We start from the raw sequence: 11,875 nt of genomic DNA, 5'->3' as shown, positions 1-11,875 counted from the left end.
CCCGTTCGCCATCAATCGCGGAAGTTCTGGAACTGCATCGGCTGGCCCAGTTCGGCGCCACGCACCAGCGCCATGGTCTCTTGCAGATCGTCGCGCTTCTTGCCGGTGACCCGCACCTCGTCGCCCTGGATGGCGGCCTGCACCTTGATCTTGGAATCCTTGATGAGCTTCACCAGCTTCTTGGCCACTTCCTTGTCGATCCCCTGCTTGAACTTCACGGTCAGGTGGAAACGCTTGCCGGAGTGGACGCTGTCACCCACGTCCATGGAACTGTTCTCGATCTGGCGCTTGAGCAGGGCGCCGCGCAGGATCTCGACCATCTGCTTGAGCTGGAAATCGGCGTCGGCTTCCAGCTTTACTTCTTCCTTGTTCAATTCGAAGCTGGCTTCCACACCACGAAAATCGAAACGGGTCGCCAGTTCACGGTTGGCGTTATCAACGGCGTTCAACACCTCGTTCATTTTGACTTCAGAGACAATATCGAATGACGGCATAGCCGGGCTCCTCATGCTGTACTTCAGGTTGTGCTGACAGGTGGGCAAATCTACCAGAAAACGGGCAAATTTGCTGATTTCGATGGGATTGCTCTGCTAGAATCCCCTGCGCACAGGAATGGTGAGACCCGTTAGAACCCGTTCAGGAGCGGTCGCGAGAGGTCCGACACTCGGTGAAGTGCAGCCCAGGAACCCGTATGGTCATGCATACATGAGGCTCCCTGGCTGCGCATGAGCCTTGAGCACGACCCGACAGCCAGCTCATGCACCGGTTCCAGGTATTCACCAAGCGACATCTTCCCTTATCCCGGGTTGGCGGTTGACAGGATGGCAGCCCTTCCCATGATCGAGCCTCTTCATGCCAAGCGGATTACGCGACAACAACCTGAAAACACGCCGTCACCCTGTCTCTCCCGAGTGGACCTTGCTGGGCTGCGGCGCCCTGGGCGGCGTCTTCGCCTCCCTGTTGACCCAAAGCGGCCAAGCAACCCGCCTCCTGCTGCGCGAGCGCCATCGTGCCACCTTGCACCCCGGCGTCGACTTTACCTCCCTTGAGGGGCATACCCAGCTCCTGGCCATCGAACGCGCCTTCATCGACAAGCCGGGCAGCATCAAACGCCTGCTGGTCATGACCAAGGCGGGGCAGGTGATATCGGCCCTCACTCCCCTGGTCGGGCAACTGGCGGCAGGGGTGCCCATCGTGCTGCTGCACAACGGCATGGGGATCGCCGATCAGGTGGTCGCACTCTTCCCAGACAACCCCGTGATCGCCGGCGTCACCAGCCATGGCGCCATGCAGAGCGGCCACTTCGTGTTCCGCCACACCGGCAAGGGGGAGACCTGGCTGGGCCCTGTCAACGAAGCGGCCCGTGCCCATGCCCACCTCGCCGACGAGCTGGCCAGCGCCCTGGGTCAGGCCGGCTGGGATGAGCAGATCCTGACACGCCAGTGGCAGAAACTCGCCGTCAACTGCGCCATCAATCCCCTCACCGCGCTCTACAAGCTCAAGAACGGCGAATTGGCTGGTCCGCGTTTTGCCGATGCCCTGCAGCAAATCTGCGTGGAAGTGGCTGACGTCATGCGGGCCGAAGGTCAGCCTACCGGCAGCGAAGAGCTGTTGCGCCGTGTCATGATGGTGGTGGAGCTCACCGCCGACAATTACTCTTCCATGTATCAGGACATGGAACAGGGCCGCGAGACCGAGATCGAAGCCATCACCGGCTTCCTGCTGGGCAAGGCCGCCCTTCACGGTATCGCGGTGCCGGTCAATCAGGGCCTCTATCAGGCCGTCAAAGAGAAGCGCTGAGCAGAGCAGCTGGCAAGCAAGGAGTGCAGGATGAGCGTACTGGTACTGGTGGCCCCCGGGTCGGAAGAGATAGAGACGGTTGCCATCGTCGATACCCTGGTTCGGGGTGGCATCGATGTGGTGCTGGCCTCCTGCTGCCCCACAGGAGCGCGCCAGATCCGAGCCTCTCGCGGGGTGCAACTGGTGGCGGATTGCCATCTCGACGAGCTGACCACTCGTGACTTCGATGCCATGGTCGTACCGGGCGGTCTGCCCGGCAGCGAAGTGATCCGCGACACCCCCCTCGCCATCGACCTGCTACGGGAGCAGGCAGGCCTCGGCCGCTGGCGCGCCGCCATCTGCGCCGCACCCGCCGTGGTACTGCACCATCACGGCTTGCTGGGGGATGCGAGCACCACCTGCCACCCGGGCTTTCAGGCCCGTCTGCCCGCGACACAGTTGAGCACGGCAAGGGTAGTGACCGATGAAGCCCATCGCCTGATCACCAGCCAGGGCCCGGGTACCGCCATCGAGTTCGCTCTCGAGATAATACGGGTACTGCGAGGTGACGAGGCCGCCCGTACGGTGGCCGGTCCCATGGTGTTGCCCCCCTCGCTATCGCTATAACCACATCGGGCACTCCGATGAAAGCGACAGAGCCCCCTTGCCAGTGGCAAGGGGGCTCTGCTTTGGAGGCTCAGACGGTATGGAGATGGTCCTCACCTGACAGGTAGAATATAAAAGTCAGGTCATTGGATGACCTTTAATATACTTTATTTCGGCACATCGAATCTGCCCTTTTATCAGTTCAACAATCTTTTCAAAATCTTCAGATTTAAAATATAAAGTATCACTGTATGATATTTTAAAAGGGGTTGATTCAAACCTTACAGCCTTCTTCTTATTGGATATAAAAAGTGTATAGATCCAATCTTTTTTAAACAAGGTCTCATGCTCTGACACTTCACGTTTAAAATCAGTGAAAAATATTGCAGAAAGAGCCATCCCGCCAGCACCAACCAAGGCTAATGGCCCCAACACGGAAACGGCCATCACACATATTGCCATTGCCAACCAAGCAAGACCACGCACTATGGTATAGGCTGCCTCTGGAATAGCATCCTGATAGGTGACGATAACACCTTCCGTTGTGAGGCGGTAATGATAGTTTTTATCTGCCAACCATAAGTAACGAGTAAATGCCGCAACTATTGCCCCCATGATAATAGGAGCCCAACCAGCATCATCATCGCTATACACTAGCCATATACCAATAGACATCATAATACCAACTGGGATTGAAATGACTAACCAAACAAAAGGTGTTTCTACCCTAATATTCCACTCATGTAGCGTAGGGGCTTCACGCACTTTCTTCTGATGAGCATCGAGAATGCGCTGTTGTTCTTCCTGCGGTAACAGATGAAAAGGGGTTTCCTGCTCGTTCATCTCGATTACCTCATTCACCTTGTTCATCAGTTATTCCCCAACTTGCCGACCACCAACGCGGGCATGGTACCCAGATCACCGCTACTGCCATTCAATGTAACAGGACCGCTACTATTACTGCTGCCCTTGAAAATAAACTCCCGCTGAATCATGCCCCCGAGATAGCCCAGTTTCAGCTTGATGGCCGAATTGGTATCCACACCCAGCGGCATGGAATAGACAATGTCATCCCAGCGGCCTCGTTGTGTTTCCAGCGTCTTGGGCTGCATCGCAGCCTGATAGCGCGCCAGATCCTCTTTGGAGCGTACCGGCACCATCTGGCCAGCTCTGGCAAGTGCCTATGGTTTGTCCTCGCAAATGGGCAGGGAGCGAGAGTTGCAACTGCCACTGGGGACGACCGGTATCCATCCACCCCTGAGGCTTGGAGCGAACCACAGTCAAGCTGGCGCCCGGTTTATTGACCAACAACTAGAAGCGAGCCAGTTCGTCTTCCGAGGACCAATTGGCAGGCTGCTTTCCCCTGGTGGATTGCAACAACCATTTCTCCAGATCTGAGCGTTTTAATGATATTGAGCAACATAGCCAATACAAACATTGAAATAATGAAAAATGACTCTGTAATCGCACAGCGCCACCTGAGTCATTAGGTGTTAAGTTCATCAAATTTTCTTGGCACACCAACATCCAGAGAGCTATGAGGAGCCCTATTTAATGAGAAAACAGTTTTAAACTCTCTATACTCGCAGCAATTCAGCAACGATAACAAAGAAAAAAAAATTTTATTCAAGTCATTTTAATAACAATAGAAGTTTGCAAATCCAGAGTAGCCAAAAGGAACAGTCTCAAATTGAACAAAAGCGGCTTTCCTAGCCACCTTTATTATATTTATTTTTTCTTTATTGAATCGTGTATATTCAACTATCTCTTCTTTCTTGAAGCCAGTGAAAAATACCGCAAAGAGCGCCATGCCACCTGCACCAACTAATGCTAACGGTCCCAATACAGCCATAGCCATCACGCAAACTACCACCCCCAGCCAAGCCAACCCACGCACTATGGTGTAGACCATTTCTGGAATAGCATCTTGATAAGTGGTGATTAAACCTTCTGTCGTTAGCCGATAATGGTAGTTTTTATCTGCTAGCCATAAGTAACGAGTAAAGGCAGCAACTATTGCCCCCATTATAATAGGAGCCCAACCTGCATCATCATCGCTATACACTAGCCATATACCAATAGACATCATAATACCAACTGGGATTGAAATGACTAGCCAAACAAAAGGTGTTTCTACCCTAATATTCCACTCATGTAGCGTAGGGGCTTCACGCACCATTTTCTGATTGGCATTAATTATACGTTGCTGCTCTTCCTGCGGCAGAAGATGAAAAGGGATGTCCTGCTCGCTCACCTCAATCTCCTCATTCATGATTTATTCCCTTGCGTGCCAACTATTAGTGCAGGCATAGAGTTCACCTCACCACTGCTGGTATCCAATATAATGGGGCCGTTGCTATTACCGCTGCCCTTGAAGACAAATTGCCGCTGTACCATGCCACCCATATATCCCAGCTCCAACTTGATGGCACTATTGGTATCGACCCCCAAAGGCAAGGTATAGACCAGACCATCCCAACCTCCGCGTTGTGTCTCCAGCGTCCTGGGCTGCATGGCTGCCTGATAGCGCGCCAAATCCTCTTTGGAGCGTACCGGCACCATCTGGCCAGCACTGGCAAGTGGTTGAGAAGTAACATTTAACCCTATGGTTTGTCCTCGTAAATGGGCAGGGAGCGAGAGTTGCAACTGTCACTAGGAACGACCTGTGTCCATCCAGCCCTAAGGTGCGGTGCGTACCACAGTCAAACTGCCCCCTGGCTTATTGACCAGCATTTCAAAAGGAACCAGGTCATCTACGATAGACTGATTGCACCAGAGTTGATTGAAATCACCACTTTTTTGACACCAATAATTTCTCTATAACTGTCACATCTGACAAAAGTATTACTCGAAGGATTTACTTATTGATCTCATCCAGCCTTCTTGGCGTGCCAACATCCAATACACCAACGGGAGCTCTGCGAAGAGATAATTCACTTTTAAACTCTCTATATTCATCACACCCAAGTTCTTTCATTAAACTTGATAAAATCCTATATAGTTCACCTTCATTGCAATATAAGTAAGAGAACTCGAACCAACTGAATGGAATGATATCAAAGCGAATAAGACTTCTATTTTTCACAACTTTCACAACATATTTTTTATCTTTATTAAAAACCGTGTATTCAACTGATATTTTCTTTTCGAAGTTAGTAAAAAAAACAGCGAAAAGTGCCATTCCACCTGCACCAATCAGTGCTAACGGTCCCAATACAGCCATAGCTATCACGCAAACCACCACCCCAAGCCAAGCCAAGCCACGCACTATGGTATAGGCCACTTCAGGAATGGCATCTTGATAAGTGGTGATTAAACCTTCTGTCGTTAGCCGATAATGGTAATGCTTATCAGCCATAACCAAATAGCGAAAATAGGGGAACATAATCACCCCCACTATAATAAAAACCCAGCCATTGGATGAACTATTCCATAACATTCCCGCACCGATAAGTATAGGTGTACCGATCAACAAAAATATAAAAACAGGAACAAAAGACTCTCTAACCCTTATTTCCCATTCATGTATCGTCGGTGCTTCGCGTACTCTTTTCTGATTGTTAGTGTTGATTTCATGCTGCTCTTCCTGCGATAGTTGATGAAGAGGGGTTTCCTGCTCACTTACCTCAGCCATTGCATTCACCTTATTCATTATTTATTTCCTTGGTTGCCAACTACCAAAGCCGGCATTTTTTCCAGTTCACCACTACTTGTATCCAATGTGATGGGGCCGTTGTTATTTCCGCTGCCCTTGAAGATAATTTCCCGCTGGACCATATCGCCCATATATCCCAGTTCCAACTTGATGGCACTATTGGTAGCGATATCCAAAGGTAGGGTATAGACCATGTCATCCCAGCGGCCTCGTTGTGTTTCCAGCGTCTTTGGCTGCATCGCAGCCTGATAGCGCGCCAGATCCTCTTTGGAGCGTACCGGCACCATCTGGCCAGCTCTGGCAAGTGGTTGAGAAGTGACATTTAACCCTATTGTTTGTCCTCGCAAATGGGCGGGGAGCGAGAGTTGCAACTGCCACTGGGGGCGACCGGTATCCATCCAGCCCTGAGGCCTGGAGCGAACCACAGTCAGGCTAGCTCCAGGCTTATTGACCAGCATTTCAAAGCGAGCCAGTTCGTCTTCCGAGGACCAATTGGCAGGCTGCTTACCCCAGGTAGATTGTAATAACCACTTCTCCAGATCCGAGCGTTTAAAAATATTGAGCAGCACGGTCAACACCAGATAAGCGGCACCTAGCACAAAGAGTCCAACCAGCATCCAGGGCGCAAAGATCGCTGCGATTGATGAGAAACCCAATCCATTCCCCAGCAGATAGAAGAGCTGTGCGCCAAAGATGATTCCTTGCCCCAGCAATACTCCTGCTTTCATCTGCAAGAGCGTCTTTTCCATATCACTTATCAGGGGATCCTTGCTGGCCTGGAAGGTGTCCCACATCTCTGCCCCGGCAGCCACCATTCCCAATCCAGCAAAAGCTAACATCCGCATAGAGAATGACTTAATCAAAGCTCCACTCTCACTTCCCAGCACATCACTAATAGGCAATGATGTCAGTGTTTTACCGTTAATTACTAGAGGTTTTAGCTTCTCCCATGCAGCCCCCTGATAGAGTGCGGCGATGGCATTACCCGTCCAGGCGAAGGCCGAGCCCAACTGCATATTTGCCCGTTCCCGACCGATGGACTGGGCGTTTTGCGCCGTCCCTGCGATGACCACTGTCAGATTCCAGAGGTTGAGCAGGGCAACCAGCCCGCCAAAGGTCGCCAGATTGGGAATTCTCTCGTTCATGGCCGTGATGCGTTGATTCACGCCGCTACGTACGCTCGCCAGATAGTCACCAACATATTGTCTGGCTTGTTGCTGGTAGAGATCACCTTTCAGCTTCACCAGCAGGGGCATTTCACTGGCAATCAGGGTATCAAGCTGTTGCTGCAAGGTTTTTAGCTGACCGTTGATGGCCTTCACCGTGGTGCGGCGCCCGGGAGGAGGAGAGCTGATGGCCGACATCTCCTTGACTATGATCCAGACCTTCTGCTGGAAGCGGTTGTGGAGCATCCGATAGTCTCGGTTGACCTGCAGCGGCTGGTCGCCGAGCAGGGACTCCAGCAATACGAGTCTGAGGTTGCCCGCCAGGCTGTTCTTCCAGGCATGGGGCAAGATGGCCGCCATGATCTGGGCGTGGGCCCCCTTGGCCATGGATTTTCCAGCAACTTTCATGGCTTCAATGACGGCTTCGATCGTCTGGAACCAGGACTTTTGCTTGAATCTCTCGTCCCCCAGTAGCGTCTCCAGATCAGCCGTTCTGCCATAGAGGGCTGTCATATCGCCAGAGGAGGTGCTGAGCCAGGCATTGTCTACCGTCAGCTCGCTCAATCCCTTGTGCAACGCGGCATCAAAGCCATAAGGGGCTAGCGCCAGCAAGTTGTCGCGGCTCTTTTCGCCCAGCAGCTTCTCCAGCGCTTTCTTCCTCTCCTCCGTGTGGCAGCTAAGAGAGAGTACCGGCCCGGCCTCGGCAAACAGGGTCTGCAGATAGGCTTGTCCTTGAGTCGTTCTGTTGTCCAGACCAAAGGGCAGCGGATCGGCCTTGAGACGGGCCACACCGTTGAACAGATCTTCATGAGCCCGCGTCAGGGCCAGACCCAGCTCATTGAGTGGCACCTGATACTGCTTGATAAACGCATTGAGCCCGCTCCAGTTGACCTCATCCTGGAAGGCGGCGCGCTCTTTCCATTGGGAAACCTGTTTTTGAGATGGATTGAAACCATATTGTTCCCGCAAGATTTTCAGCTTCTCATCAGCCCGTTTCTCCATGGGGGAGTTGAACCGCACCATCCCGGGCTCTGCCGTCATGCTCTCCATGTCGGCGAGGTAGCGATCCCCAAGATAATCATCCAGCGCCTCTTCAAAGGCCTGGGTCCTGGCGACATTTCCCCTGACGGAGGCGGGCAACTCCTTCTCGTCGAGCCGCACCCTGGCCAGGTTGCGCGTGACCTCCGCCATCATCAGCTTGTGGCTGTTGACCTTGATGGTGGCATCATCTTTCCCCAGCAGTGCTTCGCGCTTGGCGAGCAGTTGATTGACCTTCATGGAAAGGTCGGCAAGGTCGGCCAGCGGGTCCTCCAGAGCGACCACCATGGCGCTCTTGGGATCCGGTATGCCCGCTTTGTAGGCAGTCGGTGAACTCGCCGGTTTGTGAGCCAGCAACTTGATCCCCTGCTTGTCCTCTTCGGCAGGCTTGGCAAGGGGGGTAGAAGAGAGCACAAATCCCTTGTTGGACATCCCCAGGTCCGCAACCTTGTCGAGCACATCTGGCAGACCGCAATGAGGTGCCTTCATGGTGCTGGCAAAACTGCCCAGTTTCACCTGCCGCATCCAGGTGGTGCGCAAACCGCCGCTCTTTTCCATCTCATGCTTGATGCGCCCCGTCCAGCGCTGGGGAGAATAAGCGAGGGAGAGGGTATGGTTCGCCGGGTAGAGCAGATGCCCCTTGCTTCCCTTGCTCTGGCTGATGAAGGTCGCTCCCTTTATCTCGTACTCATCAAATGTCTTGGTCTTTTCGTCATAGACATAGAGCCAGCCATCACGCAGTTGGCGCAAGGCATAACCGCTCTCTTTCAACTTGAGAGGCACCACAAAGCCTGCTCCGGCGGGGACTGGGTGAGGCTGCTTTTGTGGCGGGGAGAACGGCTCATCCAGGGCATAACGCACCGGGATGATGGCGATCTTCTTGTTCTTGAGCGGACAGACTCCTGCCGGGCTCTTGCTGTCGGTCGTGTTTGCACACTGGGCGGCTTGATTGGGCGTACTCATGCGTCTTGATCCTTGTTGCTCAATGCGGCAGCAAGCTCGGCGGCCTGCTCGATACGTTGCGAAGGGGTCTGGGGCGAACGCTGGGTAATCAACGCCTTGATCCGGGGATGCTCATCTTCATCAAACCAGCCACTGCCGAGATACCCCATCACATTGAAAAACAGCAGCAGATCCCGCTCGCTCTCGAATCCCTGGGCATAGGCGTAATCAGCCCAATGGGCAATCCAGGCCATGGGTTCTGGCAGCGTCAGCATGCGAGCCCCAAACCAGGTGTGCATGTGTGCTCTTATCCCATCAAGGGTGTGCAACCAGCTCACCTCTCCCAGACGGCGCCACTGCACGTCGGAAAGTCGCAGGCGATCCCCCATGGGGGACCCCATTCCAGGCGCGGCAACCTTGTGCTGCCACACCTGCCCCTCCCCTTGCCGGGTCGGGATCCAGACTTGAGCCACCCCCTGCCAGAGCCAGGGTTCATCATCCATAAACAGCCGCCACATGGTCTCCGGCATGGCCAGCTTGAGCAAAATCCTGCTGCCATAGGGACTCTCCACCTCGATAAGCCCACGCAGTCGCTCGGCCAACGGCAACAGAGAAAGAGGGGACGATAACAGGTAACCCCATGATGCATCGCGGTTTTGCATAAACCAATCCAGCAGATTGGGCGTTGCACAGACCAGACAGGGGCTCACTTCTCGCAAGCTGTCCCAGGGGGCGTGAAGGTAAACAGGCTGATAGGAAGGCGATGGGTCCTGCTCGAACAACGCGCGCTCCAGCGCGGGAATGCGCGCCCCATCGAGCAACAGATAGAGTTGCTCACCGCTGTTCAGCTCGATGTCGGGACGCTCTGCGACGAAAGCCATGGCCATCAGCCACCACCCTCCTGTCTGGCCAGTTGCTCACAGATCTCGCACACAGGTTCGGCAGACTTGAGCGTCGCAATCTGACGTGCGGGGTCCATGGGAGGTGGTGGCGCCACCACCTCAACCGCTCCGGGCTGGATCGGCATCTGGCCACCCCAGCCAGAGCCAGAACCCGGGCTGCCGCCTGAGTTCATCTTGATGGAGCCGCCCGAGAGGATGACACCGCTCGGGTCGATTTTGACAAAACTCCCCCCCACCTTGAGGGTCAGCTCGGCACCCGCCTCCATCACTATCTTCATGCCCGCCTTGTGGTGTACCTCGCTTCCCGCTTCCACCAGCAGGGATTGGCCGAGCTTCTGGTGCAGGCTGGCATCCACGGTCAGGGAATAGTCGGCCTTGATGTGATCGCGCTTCTCTCCATTGACGGTGAGATGGTCATTGGCCTTGATGCGGGTCACTCGCTCGTTGTCGATATCGGTGTGCTGGTCGTGCTTGATGTGCCAGGCGGCATCATTTTCGATAAGCACGTTCAGGTCTTTCTGACCGTGGATGTAAATCTCTTCCTTGCCCGCCTGGTCTTCGAAACGCAGCTCGTTGAAGCCCTCCCCCTGGTGAGTTTCGGTGCGCAGCACGGTGCGGGTCTTGTTGGCCGGCAGCTCATACGGCGGCCGGTTGGTGGCGTGATAGGTGCGACCAGTCACGATGGGCTGGTCGGGGTCCCCCTCCAGAAATGAGACGATGACCTCGTGGCCGATGCGTGGGATGGCCATCATGCCGTATTGACCGCCCGCCCAGCCCTGCGAGACTCGCACCCAGCAGGAGCTCTGGTCGTTGCTCGAGCCGTAGCGGTCCCACGGGAATTGCAACTTCACCCGGCCGTGCTCGTCGCAGTAAATCTCTTCCCCCTCGGGGCCTACCACCATGGCGATTTGCGGGCCATCCACCATCGGCTTGTGAGGAGCCTCCGGGCTGCCGATGCGCGCCCGCCAGGTGGTGCTCGCTTTCACCACCCCGAATTCGTTGTGGTAGACGGTGGGGCCGCTGCCCCCCTCCTCTTCCAGCGCCTGGGGCTGCAAGCCGGTATGCTGGATACGCACCACTTGCCAGTCGGTGTTGAGGCTGCCGTTGGGGTGTTCGGTCAGTGAGAAGGTTTGCCCCGGCTGCAAAGCCGCGCAGTTGGACTTAGCCTGGCCCGCCACAGCATCGTTGCGCAGGGCATCGAGCCGGTGCTGGGCAAAGGCCTTGCCGCTGCCATCCTGCTTGTAGCGACCCGGGAAGTCGAAGTGCTGGTAGGTGTCGCGCTGGTGTTCGAGCTCTGCACCCTGCTTTTTGTGGGAGAGGCCATAAGCCGGGGTCTTGAAGCTGTAGTCTTTGAGCTCTACATCCGAGGGGCGCACCGCCTCGCGGTAGTGGAATTGGCGCACATAGGGGCCTTGCTCAAGGGAACGATTGCCGAGGTTGAAGAAGAGCTCGGGGCCTTGAGTCAATGCGGCTGCGTCGTCGGCAAAGACGATGCGGTGTTTGCCCGCTTCAAACTCGTGGAAGTAGAACATCCCCTCTTCGGCGGCGAGGCGGTTCACAAAGTCGAGGTCGGTTTCCCGGTACTGAACACAGTATTCCCGCTGGGCATGCTCGTTTTTGAGCGCAAAGGCGTAATCGGTGATGCCGTGCTCTTGCAACAGGATGGAGAGGATTTCATCGGGCTTTTGTGCCTGGAAGATGCGGGAGTTGTGGCGAAGTGACAGCCGCCACAGGGCCGGCTGTACCAGCAGCTGATAGCGGGTGCGGCGAAAGCCGCTGTCACCCTG

General features: G+C 54.8%; 11 protein-coding genes. 2 read left to right on the top strand and 9 right to left on the bottom strand.

Annotated features, from left to right (window positions below):
* Positions 1–11: 11 nt before the first annotated feature.
* Entirely contained in the window at positions 12–494 is a 483-nt protein-coding gene (locus tag AB5Y53_RS13115; protein ID WP_010673357.1) for a YajQ family cyclic di-GMP-binding protein, read from the bottom strand.
* Positions 495–852: 358 nt separating this feature from the next.
* Here AB5Y53_RS13115 and AB5Y53_RS13110 point away from each other — a divergent pair, with 358 nt between their 5' ends.
* Positions 853–1,800 carry a ketopantoate reductase family protein gene (locus tag AB5Y53_RS13110; RefSeq protein WP_128344696.1) on the top strand — a complete coding sequence of 316 codons (948 nt, stop codon included), beginning with the start codon at positions 853–855 and terminating at the stop codon, positions 1,798–1,800.
* A 30-nt stretch (positions 1,801–1,830) separates the two neighbouring features.
* On the top strand, positions 1,831–2,406 hold the full coding sequence (locus AB5Y53_RS13105; protein WP_368182251.1) for a DJ-1 family glyoxalase III: 576 nt from the start codon (positions 1,831–1,833) through the stop codon (positions 2,404–2,406).
* Positions 2,407–2,523: 117 nt separating this feature from the next.
* Here the strand turns inward: AB5Y53_RS13105 and AB5Y53_RS13100 are convergent, their stop codons facing one another.
* The 8 genes from AB5Y53_RS13100 to AB5Y53_RS13065 all read right to left on the bottom strand — a co-directional run.
* Positions 2,524–3,255, bottom strand: coding sequence for a hypothetical protein (locus tag AB5Y53_RS13100; protein WP_368182249.1), 732 nt, complete (start codon positions 3,253–3,255; stop codon positions 2,524–2,526).
* Complete coding sequence (locus AB5Y53_RS13095; RefSeq protein WP_368182248.1) at positions 3,255–3,545, bottom strand: hypothetical protein; 291 nt, start codon at positions 3,543–3,545, stop codon at positions 3,255–3,257. Before AB5Y53_RS13095 ends, AB5Y53_RS13100 begins: the two co-directional genes overlap by 1 nt.
* A gap of 476 nt (positions 3,546–4,021) precedes the next feature.
* Entirely contained in the window at positions 4,022–4,657 is a 636-nt protein-coding gene (locus AB5Y53_RS13090) for a hypothetical protein (protein WP_368182247.1), read from the bottom strand.
* Positions 4,654–4,947: a hypothetical protein gene (locus AB5Y53_RS13085; protein WP_368182246.1), complete on the bottom strand. Its 294-nt coding sequence runs from the start codon at positions 4,945–4,947 to the stop codon at positions 4,654–4,656. The genes AB5Y53_RS13090 and AB5Y53_RS13085 overlap by 4 nt, the downstream gene beginning before the upstream one ends.
* Before the next feature lie 295 nt (positions 4,948–5,242).
* A complete protein-coding gene (locus tag AB5Y53_RS13080; protein ID WP_368182244.1) occupies positions 5,243–6,037 on the bottom strand; it encodes a hypothetical protein in 795 nt (264 codons plus the stop codon).
* Positions 6,037–9,207, bottom strand: a complete 3,171-nt coding sequence (locus AB5Y53_RS13075; RefSeq protein ID WP_368182243.1) for a T6SS effector BTH_I2691 family protein — start codon at positions 9,205–9,207, stop codon at positions 6,037–6,039. Before AB5Y53_RS13075 ends, AB5Y53_RS13080 begins: the two co-directional genes overlap by 1 nt.
* On the bottom strand, positions 9,204–10,073 hold the full coding sequence (locus AB5Y53_RS13070) for a DUF4123 domain-containing protein (protein WP_368182242.1): 870 nt from the start codon (positions 10,071–10,073) through the stop codon (positions 9,204–9,206). Before AB5Y53_RS13070 ends, AB5Y53_RS13075 begins: the two co-directional genes overlap by 4 nt.
* On the bottom strand, positions 10,073–11,875 hold a 1,803-nt coding region (locus tag AB5Y53_RS13065), incomplete at its 5' end, for a type VI secretion system tip protein VgrG (protein ID WP_368182240.1). The genes AB5Y53_RS13065 and AB5Y53_RS13070, both read right to left, overlap by 1 nt.

This window comes from Aeromonas sp. R7-5, from assembly GCF_040908015.1.
GTDB classification, from domain to species: domain Bacteria; phylum Pseudomonadota; class Gammaproteobacteria; order Enterobacterales; family Aeromonadaceae; genus Aeromonas; species Aeromonas caviae.
The sequence above is the reverse complement of the archived record's forward strand: the minus strand, read 5'-3'. Positions and strand labels throughout refer to the sequence as shown.